This window comes from Sphaerotilus sulfidivorans (assembly GCF_013426975.1).
Classification (GTDB): Bacteria; Pseudomonadota; Gammaproteobacteria; order Burkholderiales; family Burkholderiaceae_C; genus Sphaerotilus; species Sphaerotilus sulfidivorans.
Window position 1 is genome coordinate 1 of the sequence record NZ_JACCPY010000038.1, and the last position, 24774, is coordinate 24774.

General features: G+C 70.5%; 21 protein-coding genes. 12 read left to right on the plus strand and 9 right to left on the minus strand.

Annotated features, from left to right (window positions below):
• The 3 genes from HZU84_RS17100 to recA all read right to left on the minus strand — a co-directional run.
• The coding region (locus tag HZU84_RS17100; RefSeq protein WP_180693033.1) for an ATP-grasp domain-containing protein at positions 1–622 on the minus strand (622 nt) is incomplete at its 3' end.
• A gap of 162 nt (positions 623–784) precedes the next feature.
• Complete coding sequence (recX, locus tag HZU84_RS17105) at positions 785–1270, minus strand: recombination regulator RecX (protein ID WP_149504577.1); 486 nt, start codon at positions 1268–1270, stop codon at positions 785–787.
• Between the two features lie 14 nt (positions 1271–1284).
• The gene (recA, locus tag HZU84_RS17110) at positions 1285–2340 is read right to left on the minus strand and encodes a recombinase RecA (protein ID WP_037480324.1); all 1056 of its coding nucleotides are present in this window, start codon (positions 2338–2340) and stop codon (positions 1285–1287) included.
• Positions 2341–2637: 297 nt separating this feature from the next.
• Between recA and HZU84_RS17115 the strand changes: the two genes are divergently transcribed.
• Positions 2638–3309: a response regulator gene (locus tag HZU84_RS17115; protein WP_149504576.1), complete on the plus strand. Its 672-nt coding sequence runs from the start codon at positions 2638–2640 to the stop codon at positions 3307–3309.
• 103 nt (positions 3310–3412) lie between these two features.
• Positions 3413–4894, plus strand: coding sequence for a sensor histidine kinase (locus HZU84_RS17120; RefSeq protein ID WP_180693035.1), 1482 nt, complete (start codon positions 3413–3415; stop codon positions 4892–4894).
• Between the two features lie 32 nt (positions 4895–4926).
• Here HZU84_RS17120 and rodA read toward each other — a convergent pair whose 3' ends face one another.
• The 5 genes from rodA to HZU84_RS17145 are packed head-to-tail and all read right to left on the minus strand — an operon-like array spanning position 4927 to position 10913.
• Positions 4927–6087, minus strand: coding sequence for a rod shape-determining protein RodA (gene rodA, locus HZU84_RS17125; RefSeq protein ID WP_149505342.1), 1161 nt, complete (start codon positions 6085–6087; stop codon positions 4927–4929).
• 2 nt (positions 6088–6089) lie between these two features.
• Positions 6090–8258, minus strand: coding sequence for a penicillin-binding protein 2 (mrdA, locus tag HZU84_RS17130; RefSeq protein WP_149504575.1), 2169 nt, complete (start codon positions 8256–8258; stop codon positions 6090–6092).
• A gap of 40 nt (positions 8259–8298) precedes the next feature.
• The gene (gene mreD / locus HZU84_RS17135; protein WP_149504574.1) at positions 8299–8817 is read right to left on the minus strand and encodes a rod shape-determining protein MreD; all 519 of its coding nucleotides are present in this window, start codon (positions 8815–8817) and stop codon (positions 8299–8301) included.
• 11 nt (positions 8818–8828) lie between these two features.
• Positions 8829–9824, minus strand: a complete 996-nt coding sequence (gene mreC, locus HZU84_RS17140) for a rod shape-determining protein MreC (RefSeq protein WP_149504573.1) — start codon at positions 9822–9824, stop codon at positions 8829–8831.
• A 45-nt stretch (positions 9825–9869) separates the two neighbouring features.
• Entirely contained in the window at positions 9870–10913 is a 1044-nt protein-coding gene (locus HZU84_RS17145) for a rod shape-determining protein (RefSeq protein WP_037480320.1), read from the minus strand.
• A 260-nt stretch (positions 10914–11173) separates the two neighbouring features.
• Here HZU84_RS17145 and gatC point away from each other — a divergent pair, with 260 nt between their 5' ends.
• The 4 genes from gatC to HZU84_RS17165 all read left to right on the plus strand — a co-directional run bounded on the left by gatC (position 11174) and on the right by HZU84_RS17165 (position 15516).
• A complete protein-coding gene (gene gatC / locus HZU84_RS17150; protein ID WP_149504572.1) occupies positions 11174–11473 on the plus strand; it encodes an Asp-tRNA(Asn)/Glu-tRNA(Gln) amidotransferase subunit GatC in 300 nt (99 codons plus the stop codon).
• A gap of 20 nt (positions 11474–11493) precedes the next feature.
• Positions 11494–12990 (plus strand): Asp-tRNA(Asn)/Glu-tRNA(Gln) amidotransferase subunit GatA, encoded by a 1497-nt coding sequence (gene gatA, locus HZU84_RS17155; protein ID WP_149504571.1) that lies wholly within the window; start codon positions 11494–11496, stop codon positions 12988–12990.
• A 140-nt stretch (positions 12991–13130) separates the two neighbouring features.
• Positions 13131–14114 (plus strand): tripartite tricarboxylate transporter substrate-binding protein, encoded by a 984-nt coding sequence (locus HZU84_RS17160; RefSeq protein WP_180693034.1) that lies wholly within the window; start codon positions 13131–13133, stop codon positions 14112–14114.
• Between the two features lie 91 nt (positions 14115–14205).
• Positions 14206–15516, plus strand: coding sequence for an Hsp70 family protein (locus HZU84_RS17165; RefSeq protein ID WP_149504569.1), 1311 nt, complete (start codon positions 14206–14208; stop codon positions 15514–15516).
• Between the two features lie 23 nt (positions 15517–15539).
• On the opposite strand, the gene HZU84_RS17170 is transcribed toward HZU84_RS17165, so the two are convergent.
• Positions 15540–16871, minus strand: coding sequence for a DUF6600 domain-containing protein (locus tag HZU84_RS17170; protein WP_149504568.1), 1332 nt, complete (start codon positions 16869–16871; stop codon positions 15540–15542).
• A 600-nt stretch (positions 16872–17471) separates the two neighbouring features.
• On the opposite strand from HZU84_RS17170, the gene rsmH reads away from it, so the two are divergent.
• The 6 genes from rsmH to mraY are packed head-to-tail and all read left to right on the plus strand — an operon-like array spanning position 17472 to position 24773.
• Positions 17472–18464 carry a 16S rRNA (cytosine(1402)-N(4))-methyltransferase RsmH gene (gene rsmH, locus HZU84_RS17175; RefSeq protein WP_149504567.1) on the plus strand — a complete coding sequence of 331 codons (993 nt, stop codon included), beginning with the start codon at positions 17472–17474 and terminating at the stop codon, positions 18462–18464.
• Entirely contained in the window at positions 18461–18751 is a 291-nt protein-coding gene (gene ftsL / locus HZU84_RS17180) for a cell division protein FtsL (RefSeq protein ID WP_149504566.1), read from the plus strand. Before rsmH ends, ftsL begins: the two co-directional genes overlap by 4 nt.
• Positions 18752–18783: 32 nt before the next feature.
• Positions 18784–20568 carry a peptidoglycan D,D-transpeptidase FtsI family protein gene (locus tag HZU84_RS17185; protein ID WP_149505341.1) on the plus strand — a complete coding sequence of 595 codons (1785 nt, stop codon included), beginning with the start codon at positions 18784–18786 and terminating at the stop codon, positions 20566–20568.
• Positions 20568–22124, plus strand: a complete 1557-nt coding sequence (locus tag HZU84_RS17190; protein ID WP_149504565.1) for a UDP-N-acetylmuramoyl-L-alanyl-D-glutamate--2,6-diaminopimelate ligase — start codon at positions 20568–20570, stop codon at positions 22122–22124. The genes HZU84_RS17185 and HZU84_RS17190 overlap by 1 nt, the downstream gene beginning before the upstream one ends.
• Positions 22125–22141: 17 nt before the next feature.
• On the plus strand, positions 22142–23602 hold the full coding sequence (locus HZU84_RS17195) for a UDP-N-acetylmuramoyl-tripeptide--D-alanyl-D-alanine ligase (RefSeq protein ID WP_149504564.1): 1461 nt from the start codon (positions 22142–22144) through the stop codon (positions 23600–23602).
• Complete coding sequence (gene mraY / locus HZU84_RS17200; protein WP_037480300.1) at positions 23592–24773, plus strand: phospho-N-acetylmuramoyl-pentapeptide-transferase; 1182 nt, start codon at positions 23592–23594, stop codon at positions 24771–24773. Before HZU84_RS17195 ends, mraY begins: the two co-directional genes overlap by 11 nt.
• Position 24774 lies beyond the last annotated feature (1 nt).

A 24774-nucleotide genomic window follows, 5' to 3' on the forward strand; every position in this document is an offset into this window, starting at 1 on the left:
TGCCCTTGCTGTCACGGTTGAGCGGGTTGATCTCGACCAGCGAGGCATCCGTCTCCATGTAGCAGCGGTACAGGTTCTTGAACAGCGACACGGCCTGGTCCACGGTGTGGCCTTCCATGCCGATGGCACGCGCGATCTTGGCCGCCTGCTCGTCGGTCAGACCGGCCAGCGGGTCGATCATCTCGGTGATGATCTTCTCGGGCGTCGAGTGCGCGACCTCCTCGATGTCCATGCCGCCTTCCGACGAGGCGATGAAGGCCACGCTCTGCGTGCCGCGGTCGGTGACCAGCGAGACGTAGAACTCCTTGCCGATGTCGGCGCCGTCCTCGATGTACAGGCGGCGGACCTTCTGGCCTTCCGCGCCGGTCTGGTGCGTGACCAACTGCATGCCCAGGATGTCGGTGGCGCGGGCGCGCACGTCGTCCAGCGACTTCGCGACCTTCACGCCGCCGCCCTTGCCGCGGCCGCCTGCATGGATCTGCGCCTTCACGACCCAGACCGGGCCGCCCAGCTTCTCGGCGGCTTCCACCGCCTCCTGGACCGTGAATGCCGGGTAGCCGCGCGGCACCGGAACGTCGAACTGGCGCAGGATTTCCTTGCCTTGGTATTCGTGGATCTTCATCGCTTGAGCTCTGTTCTGAAGGGATTCAGGAATGAATGCGTCCTGGCGCGCTGCGGCGGCGCCCTGGTCGGCGGCTTTGCCGAGGCGCGCGAACTGTAGCATGTTGCGCCGCATCAACAGGATGCGTGCTTCCCACAGTGTTTGGACGTCGTATGACTGGGGTCAGTCTGGCCGATCCTGCGCTTCAGTGTCGTCGATCTCGGCATGTGCCGCGGCCTGCAGCACCTGGCGGACGATGGTGGACGAGAAGCCGCGAGCGAGCAGAAAGCGCGTCTGGCGCGCACGCTCGTTCAGGTCGGACGGCGCGCTGGCGTAGCGGCGTGACCAGACCGCGCGTGCCCGACTCAGCTCGCTGTCCTTCAGGGCGTCGAGCGCTTCCTGGTGATCGGCCGGATCGACGCCGCTGGCGTTCAGCTCCTGGCGGATGCGGCTGCTGCCGTGGCGGGCTGCACGCCGGTGCAGCAGCGATTCGACGAAGCGCTGCTCGCTGAGAAAGCCCAGCGCGGTCAGCTCGTCCAGCAGCGCCTCGACCTGCTCGGCGCTTTCGGCATGCGGTGCCAGCTTGCGCGCAAGTTCGCTGCGCGAGTGTTCGCGCAGGCTCAGGAAGCGCAGCGCGCGTCCTTTCAGACTGAGGCTGGGCGCTGGCATGGACGCCCGCTGGCTCAGGCACCCTCGGTGCCGGCCAGCGGCGGCAGCAGGCTGATGCCGAGCGATTCGCGGATGCGGTTCTCGATCTCGTGGGCCAGATCCGGGTTCTCGCGCAGGAACTCGCGGCTGTTGTCCTTGCCCTGGCCGATCTTCTCGCCCTTGTAGGCGTACCAGGCCCCCGACTTGTCGACCAGCTTGGCGTTGACGCCCAGATCGAGAATCTCGCCTTCGCGGCTGATGCCCTCGCCGTAGAGAATGTCGAAGTCGGCGGTCTTGAACGGCGGGCTGACCTTGTTCTTGACCACCTTGACCCGGGTCTCGTTGCCGATCACCTCGTCGCCCTTCTTGATGCTTCCCACGCGGCGGATGTCGAGACGCACCGAGGCATAGAACTTCAGCGCGTTGCCGCCGGTGGTGGTCTCCGGGCTGCCGAACATCACGCCGATCTTCATGCGGATCTGGTTGATGAAGATGACGGTGCAGTTGGTCTTCTTGATGGTGGCGGTGAGCTTGCGCAGCGCCTGGCTCATCAGACGGGCCTGCAGGCCGGGCAGGGCATCGCCCATCTCGCCCTCGAGCTCGGCCTTCGGGGTCAGCGCCGCGACCGAGTCGACGACGATCAGGTCGACCGCGCCGGAGCGCACCAGCGCATCGACGATCTCCAGCGCCTGCTCGCCGGTGTCGGGCTGGCTGATCAGCAGCTCCTGCAGGTTCACGCCGAGCTTCTGCGCGTACTGCGCATCGAGCGCATGCTCGGCGTCGATGAAGGCGCAGGTGCCGGCGAGCTTCTGCATCTCGGCGATGACCTGCAGCGTCAGCGTGGTCTTGCCCGAGGACTCGGGGCCGTAGATCTCGATGACCCGGCCGCGCGGCAGGCCGCCCACGCCCAGCGCGATGTCCAGGCCCAGCGAGCCGGTCGAGACGACCTGGATGTCCTCGATCACCTCGCCCTCGCCGAGGCGCATGATCGATCCCTTGCCGAACTGCTTGTCGATCTGCGCCAGCGCGGCCTGCAGGGCCTTGGCCTTCTCGGTGTTCAGCGAGGCGGGGGCGGACTTGGATGCATCCATCGGGGTTCTCCTGGGTGTGGCGGCCATTATCTCAGAGACTGTCTATTTGTACAGTGGTGATGTGATGGATCGGCCGGCGGATCCGCAGGCCTGTGGCCTGAGGTGCACAGGCGGTCCGGACGGCAGGTCATCCGATGACTTCGCCCCGGTCATGCTGTCCGGCTGTTGCCTGACGAGACGCAAGGCGCGGGTGGCCATCATCGCATCTGTCCCGATGCGGTACGGTGCGGGGCTTTCTACAATCGGACCCAGAAGCAGGGATCCCTCAGGATCCGGCAGGATACAGAGGAGACTGACATGCGCATTCTGATCGCCGAAGATGACCAGGTCCTGGCCGACGGACTGCTGCGCAGCCTGCGCAGCGCCGGCTATGCCGTCGACCATGTGGCCAGCGGATCGGAAGCCGATGCCGCGCTGGCGGCCCACGAGTTCGATCTGCTGATCCTCGATCTGGGTCTGCCCAAGATGCATGGCCTGGAGGTGCTGAAGAAGCTGCGCGGGCGCGGCTCGGCGGTGCCGGTGCTGATCCTGACCGCGGCCGACTCGATCGAGCAGCGCGTCAAGGGCCTGGACCTGGGCGCCGACGACTACATGGCCAAGCCCTTCTCGCTGCAGGAGCTGGAGGCCCGGGTGCGCGCGCTCACCCGCCGCGGCCTGGGCTCGGCCAGCAGCCTGATCAAGCACGGGCCGCTGACCTTCGACGCCACCGGTCGCGTCGCCTACATCAACGAGCAGATGGTCGACCTGTCGGCGCGCGAGCTCAGCCTGCTGGAGGTGCTGCTGCAGCGCGCCGGCCGCCTGGTGAGCAAGGACCAGCTGGTCGAGCGGCTGTGCGAGTGGGGCGAGGAGGTCAGCAACAACGCCATCGAGGTCTACATCCACCGGCTGCGCAAGAAGATCGAGCAGGGCCCGATCCGCATCGCCACCGTGCGCGGTCTGGGCTACTGTCTTGAGAAGATCGCGGCCTGAGGCCCTGCCGGTTCCGGAACCGGCCTCGGCGCCGGCTGCGCCGGTCGGGCTGCTTGCGCGCCGGCGCGAGCAGCGCTCGCTGTTCGGCGAGATCCTCGACTGGATGCTCGCGCCGCTGCTGCTGCTGTGGCCGATGAGCCTGGCGCTGACCTGGCTGGCCGCGCAGGGCATCGCCAGCCTGCCCTATGACCGGGCGCTGATCGAGTCGGTGCGCTCGCTGGGCCAGCGCGTCGAGGTGCGCGGCGACGACATCCTGTTCGACCTGTCGCGCGAGACGGCGCGCATGCTGCGCGCCGACGAGGTCGACAATGTCTATTACCTGGTGCGCGGCGCGCGGGGCGAGATCGTCAGCGGCGACCGCGACCTGCCGCTGCCGCCCGCCGACGAGCCGCGCACGCCCGGCCAGGTCAAGGTGCGCGACGACGAGATCCACGGCGACAGCGTGCGTGTGGCCTACCAGTGGATCGTGCCGGGATCGGACGCGCGCGCGGTGCTGGTGCAGGTGGCCGAGACGCAGGCCAAGCGCTCGCGGCTGGCCACCGAGATCATCAAGGGCGTGATCCTGCCGCAGTTCGTCATCCTGCCGGTGGCGGTGCTGCTGGTGTGGATGGCGCTGGTGCGCGGTCTGGCGCCGCTGACCGCGCTGCAGCAGCGCATCCGCGAGCGCGCCAGCGACGATGTCTCGCCGATCGACGTGCATGAGGTGCCCGAGGAGGTCTCGCCGCTGGTGCAGGCGATCAACGACCTGCTCGAGCGCCAGCAGTCCTCGCTGGCGACGCAGAAGCGCTTCCTGGCGGATGCGGCGCACCAGCTCAAGACGCCGCTGGCGGGCCTGCGCATGCAGGCCGAGCTGGCTGCGCGCGAGATCGACGCCGGCCACGGCGATCCGCAGCTGCTGCGTGCCTCGCTGCAGCAGATGGCGCGGGCCTCGCAGCGCGCGGCGCACATGGTCAACCAGCTGCTGTCGATGGCGCGGGCCGATGCACGTGCCGGCATCGAGGCCCGTGACCGCATCGACCTGGAGGCCCTGGCCACCGATGTGGTGCGCGACTTCGTGCCGCGTTCGCTCGATGCCGGCATCGATCTGGGCTACGAGGGCGCCGACTCCCAACTGCCCGATGCCTTGCAGCGCCCCGGCCAGGCCGAGGTGCTCGGCCACGCCCTGCTGCTGCGCGAGCTGATCTCCAATCTGGTCGACAACGCGCTGCACTACACCCCGCGCGGTGGTGCCGTCACGGTGCGGGTGGTGCCCGATCCGTTTGCGCAGACGGTGGTGCTGCAGGTCGAGGACTCGGGGCCGGGCATTCCGGCGGCCGAGCGCGAGCTGGTCTTCCAGCCCTTCTACCGCGCGCTGGGCACCACGGTCGACGGCTCCGGCCTGGGGCTGGCGATCGTCGCGGAGATCGCCCACCAGCATGGCAGCACGGTGCAGCTCGATGATGCCCGCGAGTCCAGCCAGGTGCCGGCCGGCGAGGGGCCGGGGGCGCGCTTCACCATCCGCCTGCGCCAGGCGCCGGTGCCGGAGGCGGTGTCGCTGGAGGGGCCAGCGGCCGAGCTGGCTCGCTCCGACGAGATTCCGGTCTGAGCTGCGCCGCCCGCCCGCCCGGCCGCTCTGCCTCAGCTCTGCATCAGCCGGCGCGATCGGGCGATGGACATCAGGATGCCCAGCGACAGCCCGAGCGTGACCAGCGCGGTGCCGCCGTAGCTCATGAAGGGCAGCGGCACGCCCACCACCGGCAGGATGCCGCTGACCATGCCCATGTTGACGAAGGCATAGACGAAGAAGCTCATCGTGATCGAGCCGGCCAGCAGTCGAGAGAAGGTGGTCGGCGCCTCGTGCGCGATCACCAGGCCGCGGAAGATCAGGAAGGTGTAGGCCGCCAGCAGCGCGCAGCCGCCGGCAAAGCCGAATTCCTCGGAGAAGGCCGCGAAGATGAAGTCGGAGGTGCGCTCCGGGATGAACTCCAGATGGGTCTGGGTGCCCTGCATGAAGCCCTTGCCGGTCAGGCCGCCCGAGCCGATGGCGATCATGCCCTGGATGATGTGGAAGCCCTTGCCCAGCGGATCGCGGTTCGGGTCGAGCAGGGTGCAGACACGGCCTTTCTGGTAGCCATGAAGCACATGCCAGTCCACCCCGGGCTGGCAGATGGTCGGCTCGGCCAGGATCAGCGCGATGATGCCGATGCTGCCCAGCGCGATGGCTGGCAGGATCAGCTTCCACGACAGCCCGGCGAAGAAGATGACGAAGAAGCCGGCGAAGAAGATCAGCAGACCGGTGCCCAGGTCGGGCTGCTTGGCCACCAGCAGGAAGGGCACCAGCACCAGCACGAAGGCCTTGGCGATGTCGCCGGTCTGGCCACGGCCTTCGCGGCGCTGGAACCACCAGGCGGCCATCAGCGGCGTGGCGATCTTCAGGATCTCGCTGGGCTGGATGACGATGCCGACATTGAGCCAGCGCCGTGCGCCCTTGTTCGTCGGGTCGATGCCGAAGGCGGCGGTGAGCAGCAGCAGAATGACCCCCAGCGTGTACAGCGGCACCGCCAGCGACATCAGCCGCTGCTGCGGTGCCTGGGCCACCAAGAAGAAGACCACGCCGGCCAGCACCATGTTGCGCACCTGCAGTCCGAAGCGCGCGCCGTTGTCGTAGCCGGCCGAGTACATCGCGGTCAGGCCGATGGTGGCGATGATCAGGATGGCCAGCAGCAGCGGCAGATCGAAGCCGTGGAACAGCGGCTGCACCCGCTGCCACAGGGTCGGGCGGTCGAACGGGGTGTTGATGATCATGGCGCGGAGTCCTTCGGCGAGGAGGCCGGTGTGCTTGGCGCCGGCGGCGCGGGCGATGCATCGCGTCGGGGCACCCACCAGCGCTGCAGCGCACGCGCCTGGGGTGGCTCGCCCGGCGGGGTCGGGTCGATCTGGCGCGGTGTGCTGGCGTTGGCCGCGGCGCCGGTGGAGGAGGCCGCCGTCGCGGGCAGGTCGCTTTCCATGCCGCCGGTGCGCGCCGGCGGTAGTGGCACGTCGGCCACCGCGATGAAGGGGCCGATCGGCGCTGCGCCCTGGCCCTTCTGGACCAGCGCGATGTCCTCGGGCGAGGGATAGCGGCCGGCGATCACATAGTCGAGCACGCGGCGTGCGATCGGCGCGGCCGCCTCGGCGCCGAAGCCGGCGTTCTCCACGACGATCGCCAGCGCGATGCGCGGCTCGTCCAGCGGCGCGAAGGCGGTGTAGAGCGAGTGGTCGCGCTTGTACTCGGCCAGCCGGGAGGCGTTGTACTTCTCGTTCTGGCGGATGGTGACCGCCTGCGCGGTGCCGGTCTTGCCGCCGCTGGCGTAGGGCGCGCCGGCGAAGACCCGGGTGGCAGTCCCCGACTGTGTCACGCCGAACATCGCGTTCTTGATGACCTCGACATCGGGCTCGCGCAGCTTCATGTCGAGCACCAGCTGCGAGGACAGGATGCGTGTCTCGCGGCTCACCGCATCCTCGATGCCGCGCACCACGCGCGGCGCGTAGCGCTTGCCGCCGGCCACCAGCGTGGCCTGCGCGCTGGCGAGCTGCAGCATGGTGAAGTTGTTGTAGCCCTGGCCGATGCCCAGCGAGATGGTCTCGCCGGCGTACCAGCGCTTCTGCTCCGGGCGCCTGTACTTGTTGCGCTTCCACTCGGTCGAGGGCAGGTCGCCGGTGGCCTCGCCCTCCAGGTCGATGCCGGTCCTCTCGCCGAAGCCGTAGGGCGCCATCTGGTCGTGGATCATGTCCACGCCCATCTCGCTGGCGAGCATGTAGTAGTAGACATTGCTCGACTGCACGATCGAGCGGGCCATGTCGACCGAGCCCAGGCCGTGATCGCCGTGGCTGCGGAAGCGGTGGTTGCCGAACATGAACGAGCCGTTGTCGAAGATGGCCTGGCCGGCGGTGCGCTTGCCGGTGATCAGCGCGGCCATCGCCATGAAGGGCTTGTAGGTCGAGCCCGGCGGGTAGGTGCCGCGCAGCGCGCGGTTGAGCAGCGGCTTGTCGAGCGACTCGTTGAGTTCCTTCCAGGAGTCCTGGTCGATGCCGCCGACGAACAGATTGGGGTCGAAGCCGGGCTGGCTGACGAAGGCCAGCACCTCGCCGTTGCGCGGGTCGATCGCCACCAGCGCGCCGCGGCGCCTGCCGAACAGCTCCTCGACCAGCGACTGCAGCTTGATGTCGATCGACAGCCGCACGGTGTTGCCCGGCGTGGCCGGCTCGGAGCGCAGCAGCCGCACCGGATGCCCGCCGGCCGAGGTCTCGACCTCCTCGAAGCCGGTGATGCCGTGCAGCTCGCGCTCGTAGCTCTGCTCGATGCCGAGCTTGCCGATCACCTCGGTGCCGCGGTAGTTGGCCTGGTCCTCGTCGGACCACTCGGCCATCATGTCCTTCTCGCGCTGGTTGATGCGGCCGATGTAGCCGATCAGATGGCCCGCCGTCTCGCCGAAGGGATAGTTGCGGAACAGCCGCGCCTTGATCTCGACGCCGGGAAAGCGGTAGCGCTGCGCGGTGAAGCGCGCGACCTCCTCGTCGGTGAGCTTGGTGCGGATCGGCAGCGACTCGAAGCGCTTGGACTCGACCATCACCCGCTTGAAGCGGCGGCGGTCGCGCGGCGCGATCTCCACCACCTCCGAGAGCTGGTCGATCACGGTGTCCAGATCGTCGACCAGCTGCGAGCGGGTGATCTCCAGCGTGTAGGCCGAGTAGTTGTCGGCCAGCACCACGCCGTTGCGATCGACGATCAGGCCGCGGTTGGGCACGATCGGCACGATCGAGATGCGGTTCTTCTCGGCCCGGGTCGAGAGCTCCTCGTGCTTGACCACCTGCAGCACCAGCAGCCGCGCCACGATCAGGCCGAAGCAGATCAGCACCAGCAGCGCAGCCGCCAGCAGGCGGGTGCGGAACCGGTCGAGCTCCTGTTCGACGTTGCGCAGTTCGGTCATCGTGACGGCGGGGCGGCGCGGCGGCGGATCACGGCCCGCCTCACAGCGGCCGGTTCTCGTCCGGGTCGGGGGCGCGGCGCTGCGGCACCAGCAGCAGCCAGCTCGCCAGCGGCCACAGCAGCGCCTCGAACAGCGGCGCCAGCAGCATCGGCCAGCCGGGGAACTCGGCGCCGGTGGCCAGGCGCAGCAGCAGCGAGGTCACATGGGCGGCCACGAACAGCGGCAGCACATGCACCGCCTGCGCGCCCGGCGTGAACCACAGGATGCGGCGATGGATGGTGATCGCGAAATAGCTCAGCAGCGTGTAGGCGAGCGCATGCTGACCCAGCAGCGCGCTGTCGTGCACATCCATCAGCAGGCCGAACATGAAGGCCGCGCCGACACCGACGCGGCGCGGCTGGTGCACGTTCCAGAACACCAGCGCGAGCGCCATCAGGTCCGGCATCGCCGGCTGGCGGCCCAGCGGGATCAGGTTGAGCAGCAGCGCCCCGACCAGCGTGGTCCACATGAACCATGGGTTGACCGGCAGCAGCAGCTGGTCCGACGAGCGGGGCATCATCGGCGATCTCCTCAGGGCGAGCGGCGCGGCGCAGGGGCAGATGCGGCGGAGGCTGCTGCCGAGGCGGCGGCCGCGCTGGCGGCGCCGGTGCGCTCGCGGGCTTCCTTGCCGTGCGCCGGCAGCGAAGGCTCGTCGGCGCCCGGACGGGCCGGCTGGTGCAGTCCGATCGGCTCGAGCACCAGCACATGACGCACATGGTCGGGCGAGGCCATCGGCTGCAGCATGATCTTGGCGAAGTCGGACTGGGTGCGCCGGTCGAGCCGGCTGACCTTGGCCACCGCCAGTCCGGGCGGGTAGACACCGTCCAGGCCGGAGGTCTGCAGCAGGTCGCCGACCTGCACGTCGGCGTTGGCGGCGACGAAGCGCAGTTCCATGCTGTCGCTCGACGGCGAGCCGAAGACCACGCCGCGCTGGCCGGTGCGCAGGTTGTGCACCGGGATGGCCGCATCCTCGTCGATCGCCAGCGTGATCTCGGCGGTCATCGGATAGACCCGGGTGACCTGACCGAGCACGCCGTCCTCGTTGACCACCGGCGAGCCCGGCAGGATGCCGTGACTGCTGCCGCGATCGACGATGATCTTGCGGGTGTAGGGATCGGGCGCGTCGTAGAGCACCTCGGCGGCGCGCGCGCGCAGCGACAGCCGCTCGCGCAGCTCCAGCAGGGCGCGCAGCCGGGCGTTCTCCTGCTGCAGCTGGCCGGCCTGCAGTGAGCGCTCCGACTGGCGGGTCAGTTCGGCGCGGGCCTGATCGGCGCGGGCCTGGGCCTGGGCGATGCCGTCCACATACAGGCCGGCCGACAGCGCGCCGCGCACCGGCGCAAGCAGCACCCGCTCGATCGGATGCAGGATGACGGCCGCAATCGTACGCAGCGGACCGGTCAGGCCGAGCCGGGTGTCGGCTGCCATCAGGAACACCGACAGCGACGCGAACACGATCAGCCGCGTCAGGGCCGAGGGGCCCTGGCGGAAGAACGGTGGCGGCGTGCGGTCGAGGGTGCCCAGCGGCATGTCGGGAAACGGTCGGCGCGGCCGGCAGCGTCGGCGCGCGGCCGCTTATTCGGACGTGAAGATTGAGCCGAGGCGCTCCATGCGCTCCAGGGCCATGCCGCAGCCGCGCACCACGCACGACAGCGGATCCTCGGCGACGAGCACCGGCAGGCCGGTTTCCTCGGCGAGCAGACGGTCCAGATCGCGCAGCAGGGCACCGCCGCCGGTGAGCATCATGCCGCGCTCGGCGATGTCGGCGCCCAGCTCGGGCGGGGTCTGCTCCAGCGCCTTCTTGACGCTGGAGACGATCTGGTTGAGCGGGTCGGTCAGCGCTTCGAGGATCTCGTTGCTGGAGACGGTGAAGCTGCGCGGCACGCCTTCGCTGAGGTTGCGGCCCTTGACTTCCATCTCCTTGATCTCGGAGCCGGGGAAGGCCGAGCCGATTTCCTTCTTGATGGCCTCGGCGGTGGGCTCGCCGATCAGCATGCCGTAGTTGCGGCGGATGTAGTTGATGATCGCCTCGTCGAACTTGTCGCCGCCGACGCGCACCGAACCCTTGTAGACCATGCCGCCCAGCGAGATCACGCCGACCTCGGTCGTGCCGCCGCCGATGTCGACCACCATCGAGCCGGAGGCTTCCGACACCGGCATGCCGGCGCCGATCGCCGCAGCCATCGGCTCCTCGATCAGGTAGACCTCGCTGGCGCCGGCGCCGAGGGCCGACTCGCGGATCGCGCGGCGCTCGACCTGGGTCGAGCCGCAGGGCACGCAGATGATGATGCGCGGGCTCGGTCGCAGGAGCGAGCGCGGATGCACCATCTTGATGAACTGCTTGAGCATCTGCTCGGTGACGGTGAAGTCGGCGATCACGCCGTCCTTCATCGGGCGGATGGCCTCGATGTTGCCCGGCACCTTGCCGAGCATGGCCTTGGCCTCGGCGCCGACCGCCTGAATGGTCTTCTTGCCGTGCGGGCCGCCTTCGTGGCGGATCGCCACCACCGACGGCTCGTTGAGCACGACGCCGGTGCCACGCACATAGATCAGGGTGTTGGCGGTCCCGAGGTCGATCGCGAGATCGGTGGAGAAATAGCGACGCAACGATCCGAACATGGTGAACTCGAAGGCGTTTCGGTGGCGTGACGACCAGCCACGAAACGCGGGTCTGAACTGGAAACCGTGAACCCTGCCTGTCCGGTGCCATCGGGCCGGGCCCGGCAGGGCATGAAGCAAGGGCGGGTGATAATACCCCATGGCTTGTGGCACGCATCCGGCGGCCCGGCCAAGCCACTGCATGTCGGCGCTTGCTGTCCTTCGTTGGAGGGATGGGCTGGGCGCTCATATTGCTAAAACCACCAAATCCGTCACGAAAAATGGCACTCACGCCTCAGGATGTGAGCCGCATCGCAAATCTTGCGCGGCTTGAACTCAGCCCGGCCGAGCAGGCGAGCCTGCTGGGCGAGCTCAACGGCTTCTTCGCGATCGTCGAGCAGATGCGGGCGGTCGACACCACCGGCGTGGCGCCGCTGTACACGCCCCTGTCGGCCATCCAGGAGGTGGCGCTGCGCCTGCGCGAGGACGCGGTGACCGAGCCGGACAGCCGCGAGGCCAACCAGAAGAGCGCGCCGGCGGTCGAGGCCGGCCTGTTCCTGGTGCCTCGGGTGATCGAATGAACGACAGGGGAAGGATCACGATGACCCAGCTGCATGAACTCGGCGTGGCCGAGCTGTCGCGCCTGCTCGACGAGAAGCAGGTCTCCAGCGTCGAGCTGACGAAGCACCTGCTGGCCCGCACGGCCGCGCACGCCTCGCTCGGCGCCTTCCTGGCGGTCGACGAGGAGGCGGCGCTGGCGCAGGCCGGTGCGGCCGACCTCTGGCGCGCCCGCGGCATCGACGGCCCGGCGCATCCGCTGCTGGGTGTGCCGATCGCGCACAAGGACATCTTCGTCACCCGCGACCTGCCCAGCACCGCCGGCTCGAGGATGCTCGAGGGCTACCGCAGCCCCTTCGACGCCACCGTGGTCAGCCGGCTGGCCGCGGCCGGCGCGGTGACGCTGGGCAAGCTCAACTGCGACGAGTTCGCGATGGGCGGCTCCAACGAGAACTCGGCCTACTTTCCGGCGCGCAATCCGTGGGATGCGTCGCGCATCGCCGGCGGCTCGTCGGGCGGCAGCGCGGTGGCGGTGGCCGCGCGCCTGGTGCCGGCCGCGACCGGCACCGACACTGGCGGCTCGGTGCGCCAGCCTGCCAGCCTGACCGGCGTGACCGGCATCAAGCCGACCTACGGCCGCTGCTCGCGCTACGGCATGATCGCGTTCGCGTCCAGCCTGGACCAGGCCGGCCCGATGGCACGCTCGGCGCTGGACTGCGCGCACCTGCTGCAGGCGATGAGCGGCTTCGACCCGCTGGATGCCACCAGCGCCGAGCAGCCGGTGCCGGACTTCGTCGCCGCCACGACCGCGCTGCGCGAGGGCGCCACGCCGGACCAGCCGCTCAAGGGGCTGCGCATCGGCCTGCCGAAGGAATTCTTCGGCGAGGGCGTCTCGGCCGATGTGCTGACGGCGGTGCGTGCCGCGCTGGCCGAGCTGGAGCGCCTGGGCGCCACGCTGGTCGAGGTCAGCCTGCCGCGCACCGAACTGTCGATTCCGGTCTACTACATCATCGCCCCGGCCGAGGCCAGCTCGAACCTGAGCCGCTTCGACGGCGTGCGCTACGGCCACCGCGCGGCCGAGTACAAGGACCTGAACGACATGTACCGCAAGAGCCGCAGCGAAGGCTTCGGCCCCGAGGTCAAGCGCCGGATCATGATCGGCACCTATGTGCTCTCGCACGGCTACTACGACGCCTACTACCTGCAGGCGCAGAAGCTGCGCCGCATGATCGCCGACGACTTCCAGGCCGCGTTCAAGGACTGCGACCTGATCGCCGGCCCGGTGGCGCCGACGGTGGCGCGACCGATCGGCAGCCAGACCGACCCGGTGGCCGAATACCTGGCCGACATCTTCACGCTGCCGGCCTCGCTGGCAGGGCTGCCCGGCCTCAGCGTGCCGGCGGGCTTCGGCGCTGGCGGCCTGCCGGTGGGCCTGCAGCTGGTCGGCAACTACTGGCAGGAAGGCGCGCTGCTGCATGCCGGTCATGCGCTGCAGCAGGCCACCGACTGGCACCTGAAGGCGCCTGCCGGGCTGGCGTGACATCCGACCTGCGCGTGCCCGACCTGCTCGGGTTCGTGTGGGTTCGTGCGGGTTATTGCGGATCAAGTTTCCTGCAGATCTGGCGATGGCGTTTGATGGCCCCATTCCTCGGGGCGTCAATGCCGTCAAAAGGTCTCATGATGTTGCGCAGATCATTTCTCGGTGCCGTGGGCGCCCTGGGCACCTCGGTCGTTTCTGCACCGGCCTGGTCCCAGGCCTCCTCAGGGCCGGTCAGAGACCTGAAGCTGGTCTACGGCTTCACCACCGGGGGGACGGTCGAGGCGGTGCTGCAGCGCATCGCACCCGGCTTGCAGGGCACGTATGCCCAGACCATCAAGCTCGACAGCCGTCCGGGGGCAGCCGGTCTGACCGCGGCCCGGCAGGTGTCCTCCGCACCGGGCGACGGCTCGGTGCTGCTGACCACGCCGACCTCCTCGATCACCCTGGTGCCGCAGATCGCCCGAGGCGATGCCTTGCGGCAGCAGGACTTCAAGCCGGTCATCACCATCGGCAGCGCGCCGATCTGCTTTGTCGTCGGTCCGGCGGTGCCGGCCGAGGTCCGCACGCTGCGCGACTACCTGCGCTGGGTCGAGCTCAATCCTGACCGCTCCGGCTTCGGTTCGCCGGGTGTCGGCACCGGCTCGCACCTGATCGGCGCGGCGCTGGGGCGGCTGGCGCAGGCCGACCTGCGCCATGTCGCCTATCGCGGCGCTGGCCCGGCGGCCGAAGACCTGATGTCGGGCCAGCTGCCGGCGATGTCGATGCTGCTCGGCAACTATCTGCCGCGGGCGGCCACCGGCAAGCTGCGCGTGCTCGCCATCACCGGCGCCACACGCTCGCGTTACGTGCCGGAGGTGCCGACCTATGCCGAGCTCGGTTTCGGTCTGCTGACCGAGCTCGAGAACTACGCGATGCTGATGCCCGCCAGCGCCAGCACGGCGCAGGCCGAGCAGCTGGCCGACCTGCTGCGCACGCATCTGGCACGGCCGGAGACGGTCAAGGCGCTGGCCGAGATCGGCGTCGATCCGGTACTGGATACGCCGGAAGACCTGAGTGCCTCGCTGTCACGCGAGTTCGGCGTATGGCGCGAGGTGGTGGAGAAGGTGGGGCTGAAGCGGGCCTGAGCGTCTCCGGCGCAGGCGGAAACGTCGGCAGGTCGGCATCCGGTCGGTGGCCGGTATCATCGCGCCCCTTCCGCCCGTCCGCCTGCCGCCCATGACTGCCTCCCCAATTCCCGATTTCTGCGCCATCGACTTCGGCACCTCCAATTCCGCGATTGCGGTGCCTGATGCCCGCGGCGCGATGCGGCTGGTGCCGCTGGAGGACGGCGCGGTCACGATGCCGACCGCCACCTTCTATCTGGCCGAGGGGCCGGGCCTGCAGGATCTGCCGCGGCTGCATGGCCGCGCTGCGCTGGCGGCCTATGTCGAGGGCAGCGAGGGCCGGCTGATGCGCTCGATGAAGAGCGCGCTGGGCACCGGACTGATGACGCAGCAGACCGACATCGGCGCCGGTCGGGCGATCGGCTTCGCCGAGGTGATCTCGGGCTATCTGCGCCACCTGCGCCGCGCCGCCGAGCTGCACACCGGGGTGGCGCCGCGCCGCGCGGTCATCGGCCGGCCGGTGCATTTTGTCGACGAGGACGCGCAGCGCGACGCGTTGGCCCAGGCCACGCTCGAGCAGGCCGCGCGCGAGGCCGGCTTCGAGGAGGTCGCCTTCCAGTTCGAGCCGCTGGCGGCGGCCTTCGACCACGAGTCGCGCATCGATGCCGAGCAGCGCGTGCTGATCGCCGACATCGGCGGCGGCACCTCCGACTTCTCGATCGTGCGCGTCGGCCCGCAGCGGCGCGACCGCATCGACCGCGCCGACGACGTGCTGGCCCACCACGGCCTGCATGTGGCCGGCACCGACTTCGACCGCCGCGTCGAGCTGGCGGCGGTCATGCCGGCGCTGGGCTTCGGCGCGCTCGGGCCCTCGATCGGCGGCCAGCCGCCGCGCGAGGTGCCCAGCCGGGTCTATTTCGATCTGGCCACCTGGCATCTGATCAACACCGTCTACCGCCCGGCGCGCCTGCAGGAGCTGCGCATGATGCGCGGCGACTATGCCGATCCGGTCCAGCATGCCCGGCTGATGAAGGTGGTGGGCGACCAGCTCGGCCACGACCTGCTCGGCCGTGCCGAGCGCGCCAAGATCGACACCGCCGCCGGCGAGGCCGCGCGCATCGACCTGGCCTGGGTCGAGCGTGGCCTGGCGGTCGAGGTGACGGCGCAGCAGGCGCGCGAGGCGCTCGAGGAGGACATCGGCCGCATCGTCGAGGCTGCCCGCGAGACGGTGCGTCGCGCGGGCCTCTCGGCCGATGGCATCGACGCGGTCTATTTCACCGGCGGCTCGACCGGGCTGAAGGCGCTGACCGAGCGTCTGGCCGCGGCTTTCCCGCAGGCGCAGGCGCTGCACGGCGACCGCCTGGCCAGCGTGGCCAGCGGCCTGGGCCTGGACGCCGGCCGGCGCTTCCGCCAGCCGGGCTGAGCCGGCCTGCGCTCACCGCATGCTCATTGCTGGCGCTGGGCGCGGCGCAGTTCCTCGGCCGCCTCCCGGGCGGCGGGCGACATCATGTTCTCGTGAATGCGGCGGTCCGGGCGCGGTGCGGCCTCCCGGACCGGTGCGGGTGCCGGCGGCTGGATCGGCTGCGGCATCGGCTGCGGTGCCGGGCGAACGATGATCGGCGTCGGTGCCGGCATGACCGGGGCCACGGGCGCGGCCGGCACGATGCGCACGACCGGCGGGGCCGGGGCGGGCCGGACCGGCGTGTCGGGATGGATCGGCCGAGCGGGCCGGGTCTCGATGATGACCGGAGCCGGCTGCACGATGACGCGCGGCGGCGGCGCCTCCCAGACGGGCGCGACCGGCTCGACATGGCGCAGCGCCGGCCCCGGCAGCCAGGCCCAGTGGCTGTCCCAGCGCACCCAGCGGCCGTGGCGGAAGGTCGCCACGCCCCAGGGCGCGCTGTCGATCCAGAGCCAGCCGTCGGCGCCGCGGCGCCAGCGGCCCTGGCGGTAGGGCGCCCAGCCGAGACTCGCGCGTGGCACCCAGACCCAGCCCCAGTCCGAGGCATGTTCCCAGCGGCCATGGCGATCCAGGGTGTCGGCGCCGTCGAGGTCGTCCGGGAGTTCCACCGGGGCCCGGGGGCGCAGGCTGGTGCGAGGCGCGTCGTGGTCCGGGTCGTTCCAGCGCTCCTGCGAATCGTCCATCGCCCAGCGGGCGAACCGGTCGGCCTCCGGCAGGCGGGTCTGCCAGCCGCGCCGGCCATCGGGCTCGGCGCGGCGGCCCGGCTGCAGCAGCAGCGAGTCGTCGGCGCTCTCGAGGTGCATCGGGCTGCGCCAGGCGGTGGCCGCCGCCCCGTCGAGCCATCGGGCCGATTCCGGTGCGTCGATGCGGAACAGGCCCGGGCCCTGCGGCCGATGCATCGCTGCGGCGGTCTCGATGCGCCAGCGCAGCGGATCGTCGTCGCCCTCCAGCAGCAGCGCCAGGCTGCCTTGCTCCAGGCGCAGCTCGATGCGACCGGCGCTGAGCCGGCGCACGCTCAGCACGCTGTTCTCGTCCAGGCGCAGGCGGTCGCTGCCGAAGGCGATCTCGGTGCGCGACCCGGCGGCGCTGCGCAGGCGATCGCCCTCGCGCACCGGCGAGCGGCGCTCGGCGCGCAGCTCGTCCGTGCCGAGATCGCCGTCAGCGCCGCGCTGCAGCCGCAGCGTGCCGTCCACCCGCAGCACCCGGGCGACCGGGCTGTCGGCGTCGCCGCGGCCGGCCATGGCGGGCGGCGCCAGCAGCAGGGCCGCCCCGAGGACCAGGGCGGCAGGCACCGACCGGTGCAGGATTCGATCCATCGCGTTCTCCATCGAAGTCCTGTCACCAACGGTCGGTCGGGCCGATCCGATGACCCGCGCCTCGCGCGCCCGCCCCGCGCAGTCGGCGCAAGGGCCTGGAACATGAGCCCGTTTCATGTGCCGATAAGAAAGTCTTTCCTGCCGCTTCTTGTGACCGTGTCTGGGCATATTTCACATTTTTCGGAGGCTGGCTCAGGCACTGATCTTGTGCCCTGCGCCGGGACATATTCCTAAGTGCTTCATCCACATGGTTTTTTTCAGTGCTGGCCCGATTCGTCGTCCAAAGGGTCATGGTCGCCTAAGTATTTGATTTCATTGGTGATTCACGCGTGGCTTCCTTGACCCTCGCGCAATTTGTCCGCTACAGTGGGCGACCGTGTCGTTTTGTGGGTTTTTGTGGTCGACTTTCACTTCCAGAGGACTTCGGCGTCTGCGCCGGATGTCGCAGGGCGCCTGAGCGTTCCTGCGCGTTCTCGCGGCGGCCTGCCTGCCGGAAGCCCGATGCCGTTCATGCCGACCCGCCCTTCCGGGCATGACCTGCCGCTGCCGCCGTTGACGCTGTCGCGCCTGCAGGGCTCCCGCCTCTGACCTCTCCCCCCCATGGCCGTTCCTGCCGAAGCACCCATCCGGCAGCACATCACCGTGCTGCTCCACGAGGCGGTCGACGCGCTGCTGCATCGCCCCGACGGCACCTACATCGACGGCACCTTCGGCCGCGGTGGCCACTCGCGCCTGATCCTGTCGCGCCTGGCGCCGGGCGGGCGGCTGATGGCGATCGACCGCGACCCCGAGGCCGTCGCGCATGCCCGCGAGGGCGACACCCGCATCGACGACACGCGCTTCTCGATCGACCACACCCGCTTCGCCGACTATCCCGAGGTGATGGCCGCGCACGGCGTGGCGCAGGTCGACGGCATCCTGCTCGACATCGGCGTGTCCTCGCCGCAGATCGACGATCCGGCGCGGGGCTTCAGCTTCCGCCACGACGGGCCGCTCGACATGCGCATGGATCCGACGCGCGGCCAGAGCGCGGCCGAGTTCCTGGCCACCGCGCCCTTCGAGCGCATCGCCGAGGTGATCCGCGTCTACGGCGAGGAGCGCTTCGCCGGCCCGCTGGCGCGTGCGATCGTGGCGCGGCGCGAGGCCGGCCAGCCGCTGGCGCGCACCTCCGAGCTGGCCGCGCTGGCCGCCACCGTGGTGCGCACCCGCGAGCGCGGCCAGGACCCGGCCACCCGCACCTTCCAGGCGCTGCGCATCCTGGTCAACGGCGAGCTCGACGAGCTCGAGCAGGCGCTGGAGGCCTCGCTGGCGGCGCTGGCGCCGGGCGGGAGGCTGGCCATCATCAGCTTCCACTCGCTGGAAGACCGCATCGTCAAGAACTTCATCCAGCGCCATGCCCGCGAGGAGTTCGACCGGCGCGTGCCCTTCGCCACGCCGAAGCCGGCGCTGCTCGAGGAGGTCGCGCGCATCAAGCCCTCGGAGGCCGAGGTCGAGGCCAACGCACGCTCGCGCTCGGCGATCCTGCGGGTGGCGGCGCGCACCGATGCGGCGCTGCCGGCGGCGCCTGCGCCCTTCTCCCGGAGGCGGGCATGACCCGGCTGAACATCGTGCTGCTGCTGGCGGTCGTGGCCAGCGCGCTGTATCTGGTGCATGTGTCCTATGACTCGCGCCGCCAGTTCGTGCAGCTCGAGCGCGAGCGCAACGAGGCGCGCCGCCTCGAGCAGGAGGCCGAGCGGCTGCGCCTGCAGCTGCGCACCGAGGCCACCCATGTGCGCGTCGATCTGGCCGCGCGCGAGCGGCTGCACATGAGCGTGGCCACGCCGGCGGTGACCCAGTATCTGGATGCGGTCCCGGCGCCTGCCCAGGAGGTCCGGCCGTGAGCGCCGGCTGGCTGGATCGGGCCCGCTCCCGGCTGGCGGCCCGGCTGGCGCCGGCGGCAGGCCAGAAGGGCGCGCCCGCCGGGGCGCGCTACGCCTCCAGCCCGCTGCTGACGGCCAAGACGCCGATCTGGCGCTCCCGGCTGGCGCTGGTGGTGGTCGGCCTGAGCTTCGCGCTGCTGCTGGGGCGCGCGATGTATGTGCAGGCGATCGACAAGGAGTTCTTCCAGGCCCAGGGCGAGATGCGCTACCAGCGCACCTTCGAGCTGCAGGCCAGCCGCGGCCGCATCACCGACCGCAACGGCGAGGTGCTGGCCGCCAGCGTGCCCGCGCCCTCGGTCTGGATGATCCCGAAGGATTTCCAGGCCACGCCGGAGCAGGTGGCCGAACTGACCCGCCTGCTGGGCATCACCCCGGTCGACCTGGCCGCGAAGGTGCGCGAGGGCGGCAACTTCGTCTGGCTGCGCCGCCTGATCGACGAGACCACCGCCGCGCGCATCCGCGAGCTCAAGATCAAGGGCATCACCATCGAGCGCGAATACCGGCGCGAATACCCGGAGGGCGAGGCCGCGGCCCATGTGGTCGGCTTCACCAACCTGCAGGAAAAGGGCCAGGAAGGCGTCGAGCTGGCCTTCCAGAAGCAGCTCCAGGGCCACAACGGCAGCCGCAGCGTGGTGCGCGACCGCCTCGGCCGTGTGGTCGAGGACATCGGCGAGATCGTCGAGCCGGAGGACGGCAAGGACATCGCGCTGTCGATCGACAGCAAGGTGCAGTTCGTCGCCTACCAGCGCCTGCGCGAGGCGGTGGCGCAGCACGAGGCGCAGGCCGGCAGCGTGGTGGTGCTGGACGTGCGCACCGGCGAGGTGCTGGCGCTGGCCAACTATCCCTCCTACACGCCCGGCGACCGGCGCACCCGCACCGGCGCGAACCTGCGCAACCGTGCGCTGACCGACACCTTCGAGCCGGGCTCGACGATGAAGCCCTTCATCGCCGCGCAGTCGATCCAGGCCGGCCGGGTGCGGCCGGAAACGGTGATCCAGACCGCACCGGGCAGCATCACCATCACCGGCTCGACGATCCGCGACTCGCATCCGCTCGGCGTGATGACGGTCGAGCAGATCATCCAGAAGTCCAGCAACGTCGGCACCGTCAAGATGGCGATGCAGATGCAGCCGCGCGAGATGTGGGAGCTGTACCGCTCGCTGGGCTTCGGCCAGAAGCCCGAGATGGAGTTTCCCGGTCTGGCCTCGGGCCGGCTGCGGCCCTACAAGAGCTGGCGCCCGATCGAGCAGGCGACGATGAGCTATGGCTACGGCCTGTCGGCCTCGCTGTTCCAGCTCGCCCAGGCCTACACCGTCTTCGCCCGCGACGGGCAGCTGGTGCCGGTCACGCTGCAGCGGCAGGACCGGCCGGTCGAGGGGCAGCAGGTCTTCCGGCCGGAGGTGGCCCGCGCGGTGCGCAAGATGCTCGGCATGGCCGCCGGCGAGGGCGGCACTGCGCCGAAGGCCCAGGCCCTGGGCTATTCGGTCGGCGGCAAGACCGGCACCGCGCGCAAGCAGGAGGGCAAGGGCTATGCCGGCAACAAGTACCGTTCCTGGTTCGTCGGCATGGCGCCGCTGGACCAGCCTCGGGTGGTCGTCGCGGTCATGATCGACGAGCCGGGCAAGGGCCAGTACTACGGCGGTCTGGTCGCGGCGCCGGTCTTCAGCCAGGTGGTGCAGCAGACGCTGCGGGTGCTGAGCGTGCCGCCCGACCGCGAGGTGACGCCGCAGATCATCGCCCGGACGCAGGCGGCCCGGGCCGAGGAGGAATCGTTCTGATGGGATCGACGCAACCGACCCGTGTGACCCTGTTCCGGGATGTCGACGAGACGCTGGCCTGGCTGCGCCGTGTCGCGCCGCAGGCGGTGCTGCGCACCGACAGCCGCCAGGTGCTGTCGGGCGATGTCTTCATCGCCTGGCCGGGGCTGGCGCAGGATGGCCGCCGTCATGTGCCCGCCGCGCTGGCTGCCGGCGCGGCCGCCTGTCTGGTCGAGGCCGACGGCATCGAGGCCTTCGACTTCGGCGCGGATGCGCGCATCGCCGCGCTGCCGGCGCTGAAGGCCAGCACCGCGCCGCTGGCCGCGGCCTGGCACGGGCATCCGAGCCGTCTGCTCGATGTGGTGGCCACCACCGGCACCAATGGCAAGACCTCCACCGCCTGGTGGCTGGCGCAGGCGCTCAGTCTGGCCGGTCGGCGCTGCGGCGTCGTCGGCACGCTGGGCGTGGGCGAGCCGCCCAGCCGCGTCGCGCCCGAGGCCCGGGTGATCTCGACCGGCCTGACCACGCCCGATCCGGTCACGCTGCAGCGCGCGCTGCGCGACTTCGCCGCCCGGGGCTTCGCGGCCTGCGCGATGGAGGCCTCGTCGATCGGCGTGACCGAGCACCGGCTCGACGCGATGAAGATCGATGTCGCGCTGTTCACCAACTTCACGCCCGATCACCTCGACTACCACGGCAGCATGGCCGCCTACTGGCAGGCCAAGCGGGCGCTGTTCGACTGGCCGGGCCTGCGCGCGGCGGTCATCAACATCGACGATCCGCAGGGCGCCATCCTGGCCGACGAGCTGCAGGCCGAGGGCCGGCTCGAGGTCTGGACCTGCTCGACCCGGCCTTCGGCCCGGCCGGCACGGCTGCAGGCCGGCGACCTGCGCTACGACGGCGCCGGCCTGTGCCTGCTGCTGACCGAAGAGGCGGGCGCGCCGGTGGCGGTGCGCACCGGGCTGATCGGCGACTACAACGCCGCCAATGTCGTCGGCGTGATCGGCGTGCTGCGTGCGCTGGGCCTGCCGCTGGCGCAGGTGGCGGCGCTGGCGGCCGACTTCACCCCGGTGCCGGGGCGGATGCAGCGGGTCGAGCCACCGGCCGGTGCCACGGACCTGCCGCAGGTGGTGGTCGACTACGCGCACACGCCGGATGCGCTGGAGAAGGCGCTGCAGGCGCTGCGCCCGTTTGCGCAGGCGCGCGGCGGCCGGCTGTGGTGCGTCTTCGGCTGCGGCGGCAACCGCGATGCCACCAAGCGGCCGGTCATGGGCCGCATCGCCCAGGCGCTGGCCGACGAGGTGGTGCTCACCAGCGACAATCCGCGCCATGAGTCGCCCGCGGCGATCCTGCGCGACATCCAGGCCGGCTGCACGCCCGCGCCCACGCTGGCCTGCCTCGAGGACCGGGCCGCGGCGATCGCCACCGTGCTGCATGACGCCGACGCGGCCGATGTGGTGCTGATCGCCGGCAAGGGCCATGAGGACTATCAGGAGACGGCGGGCGTCCGGCATCATTTTTCAGATCTGGAGCAGGCCGAGGCCGCGCTACAACGACGCACCTCCACCGCGGCCTGACCGCCTTTCCCCTCACGATGACTTCCGACGACTTCATGACCCTGGGCGAGGCGCACGCGCTGCTGGCCGCGCGCCTGCCGTCCGTGCGCCTGATCGGCGATCCGGGCCGGGCCTTCGCCCGGGTCCACACCGACACCCGCACGCTGCGCGAGGGCGACCTGTTCGTCGCGCTGCGCGGCGAGCGCTTCGACGCCAACGACTTCCTGGCGCAGGCCCGCGAGGCGGGCGCCTGCGCGGCGCTGGCCGAGCGCGGCCTGGCCGAGGCCGGTCTGCCGGGGCTGGAGGTGCCCGACGCGCTGGCGGCGCTGCAGGCGCTGGCCGAGGGCTGGCGCGCCACGCTGGACCTGCCGGTGATCGGCGTGACCGGCAGCAACGGCAAGACGACGGTCACGCAGATGATCGCGTCGATCCTGCGCGCGGCCGCGGGCGACGCGGCGCATGCCACCGCCGGCAACCTCAACAACCACATCGGCGTGCCGCTGACGGTGCTGGGGCTGCGCCGCCACCACCGGCTGGCGGTGATCGAGCTGGGCATGAACCACCCCGGCGAGATCGCCGAGCTGGCGCGCATCGCGCAGCCGACGGTGGTGCTGGTCAACAACGCCCAGCGCGAGCACCAGGAATTCATGAAGACGGTCGAGGCGGTCGCGCGCGAGAACGGCGCGGCGATCGCCGCGCTGCCGGCCGGCGGCACCGCGGTCTTTCCCGAGGGCGACGCCTATGCCGCGCTGTGGCGCGGACTGGCCGGCGCGCGCCCGGTGCGCACCTTCGCGCTGGACGATCCGGCGGCCGACCTGCGCGCCCAAGCCGTCTGGGCGGGCGACCACTGGACGGCCACGCTGCACACGCCCGCGGGCGATGCGACGCTGGCGCTGCAGGTGGCCGGGCGCCACAACCTGCTCAATGCGCTGGCCGCGGCCGGCTGCGCGCTGGCTGCCGGCGTGCCGCTGGCGGCGGTGCGCGACGGTCTGGCGGCCTTCCGGCCGGTGCGCGGCCGCTCGGCGGTCGAGCAGCGCGCCTGGCGCGGCCACACGATCACGCTGATCGACGACAGCTACAACGCCAATCCCGACTCGGTGCGCGCGGCCATCGACGTGCTGGCGGCGCTGCCCGGCCCGCGCTGGCTGGTGCTGGGCGACATGGGCGAGGTCGGCGACGACGGCCCGGCCTTCCATGCCGAGGTCGGCGCCCATGCCGCGGCCAGCGGCATCGAGCTGTTCTGGAGCGCAGGCATACTCGCGGCCCACGCCGCGCAGGCCGCGACGTCGGCCGGCGCCGGCACCGCGGTGCGCCACGAGGCCGACGCCGCGGCGCTGGTCGCGGCGATGCGCTCGGACGCGGGTCGGGCGGCGCTGGGCGAGGTGCGCTCGGTGCTCGTCAAGGGCTCGCGCTTCATGAAGATGGAACAGGTGGTCGCGGCGATCCGCGAAGAGGGCGACCTCGGATCGGCCGCGCCAGGAGAACGACATGCTCATTAGCCTCGCACAGTGGTTGCAAGGCCTGTATCCGGACACGCTGGGCTTCCTGCGCGTGTTCCAGTACATCACCTTCCGTGCGGTGATGGCCGCGATGACCGCGCTGCTGCTCGGTCTGGCCTTCGGCCCGTGGGTCATCCGGCGCCTGACCGAGCTGAAGATCGGCCAGCCGGTGCGCGAATACGGCGTTCAGGCGCACCTGGTCAAGCGCGGCACGCCGACGATGGGCGGCGTGCTGGTGCTGCTGTCGATTGCGGTCTCGACGCTGCTGTGGTTCGACTGGAGCAACCGCTTCGTCTGGATCGTGATGGTGGTGACCTTCGGCTACGGCGCGATCGGCTGGGTCGACGACTGGCGCAAGGTCGTCCAGAAGAATCCCGAGGGCATGCCCTCGGGCGAGAAGTACCTGTGGCAGTCGCTGATCGGCATCCTGGCGGCGCTCTACCTGGCCTTCAGCGTCTCGGAGACCTCCAACCTGCGCGTGCTCGAGCTGTTCTTCGACTGGGTGATGTCGGGCTTCTCGAACAGCCTGCCGCCGAAGGCCGACCTGATCGTGCCCTTCTTCAAGTCGGTCAGCTATCCGCTGGGCGTGTTCGGCTTCATCATCATGACCTACCTGGTCATCGTGGGTTTCAGCAACGCGGTCAACCTGACCGACGGGCTGGACGGCCTGGCGATCATGCCGGTGGTGCTGGTGGGCGCGTCGCTGGGCCTGTTCGCCTATGCGACCGGCAACGCGGTCTATTCGAAGTACCTGTTCCTGCCGCACATTCCCGGCGCGGGCGAGCTGGCGATCTTCTGCGCCGCGATGGCCGGCGCGGGCCTGGCCTTCCTGTGGTTCAACGCGCATCCGGCGCAGGTCTTCATGGGCGATGTCGGCGCGCTGGCGCTGGGCGGCGCGCTGGGCACCATCGCGGTGATCGTGCGCCAGGAGATCGTGCTGGCGATCATGGGCGGCATCTTCGTCGTCGAGGCGCTGTCGGTCATGGTCCAGGTCGGCTGGTTCAAGTACACCAAGAAGAAGTACGGCCAGGGCCGGCGCATCCTGCTGATGGCGCCGCTGCACCACCACTTCGAGAAGAAGGGCTGGGTCGAGACGCAGGTGGTGATCCGCTTCTGGATCATCACGATGCTGCTGTGCCTGGTCGGTCTGTCGACGATGAAGCTGCGCTGAC

What these genes read in the sequence shown, in the direction of transcription:
- recX (WP_149504577.1), bottom strand. Translation starts at nt 1,270, where the DNA reads ATGCCAGCGCCCAGCCTCAGTCTGAAAGGACGCGCGCTGCGCTTCCTG.
- recA (WP_037480324.1), bottom strand. Translation starts at nt 2,340, where the DNA reads ATGGATGCATCCAAGTCCGCCCCCGCCTCGCTGAACACCGAGAAGGCC.
- HZU84_RS17115 (WP_149504576.1), top strand. Translation starts at nt 2,638, where the DNA reads ATGCGCATTCTGATCGCCGAAGATGACCAGGTCCTGGCCGACGGACTG.
- HZU84_RS17120 (WP_180693035.1), top strand. Translation starts at nt 3,413, where the DNA reads ATGCTCGCGCCGCTGCTGCTGCTGTGGCCGATGAGCCTGGCGCTGACC.
- mrdA (WP_149504575.1), bottom strand. Translation starts at nt 8,258, where the DNA reads ATGACCGAACTGCGCAACGTCGAACAGGAGCTCGACCGGTTCCGCACC.
- mreD (WP_149504574.1), bottom strand. Translation starts at nt 8,817, where the DNA reads ATGATGCCCCGCTCGTCGGACCAGCTGCTGCTGCCGGTCAACCCATGG.
- mreC (WP_149504573.1), bottom strand. Translation starts at nt 9,824, where the DNA reads ATGCCGCTGGGCACCCTCGACCGCACGCCGCCACCGTTCTTCCGCCAG.
- HZU84_RS17145 (WP_037480320.1), bottom strand. Translation starts at nt 10,913, where the DNA reads ATGTTCGGATCGTTGCGTCGCTATTTCTCCACCGATCTCGCGATCGAC.
- gatC (WP_149504572.1), top strand. Translation starts at nt 11,174, where the DNA reads ATGGCACTCACGCCTCAGGATGTGAGCCGCATCGCAAATCTTGCGCGG.
- gatA (WP_149504571.1), top strand. Translation starts at nt 11,494, where the DNA reads ATGACCCAGCTGCATGAACTCGGCGTGGCCGAGCTGTCGCGCCTGCTC.
- HZU84_RS17160 (WP_180693034.1), top strand. Translation starts at nt 13,131, where the DNA reads ATGTTGCGCAGATCATTTCTCGGTGCCGTGGGCGCCCTGGGCACCTCG.
- HZU84_RS17165 (WP_149504569.1), top strand. Translation starts at nt 14,206, where the DNA reads ATGACTGCCTCCCCAATTCCCGATTTCTGCGCCATCGACTTCGGCACC.
- HZU84_RS17170 (WP_149504568.1), bottom strand. Translation starts at nt 16,871, where the DNA reads ATGGATCGAATCCTGCACCGGTCGGTGCCTGCCGCCCTGGTCCTCGGG.
- rsmH (WP_149504567.1), top strand. Translation starts at nt 17,472, where the DNA reads ATGGCCGTTCCTGCCGAAGCACCCATCCGGCAGCACATCACCGTGCTG.
- ftsL (WP_149504566.1), top strand. Translation starts at nt 18,461, where the DNA reads ATGACCCGGCTGAACATCGTGCTGCTGCTGGCGGTCGTGGCCAGCGCG.
- HZU84_RS17190 (WP_149504565.1), top strand. Translation starts at nt 20,568, where the DNA reads ATGGGATCGACGCAACCGACCCGTGTGACCCTGTTCCGGGATGTCGAC.
- HZU84_RS17195 (WP_149504564.1), top strand. Translation starts at nt 22,142, where the DNA reads ATGACTTCCGACGACTTCATGACCCTGGGCGAGGCGCACGCGCTGCTG.
- mraY (WP_037480300.1), top strand. Translation starts at nt 23,592, where the DNA reads ATGCTCATTAGCCTCGCACAGTGGTTGCAAGGCCTGTATCCGGACACG.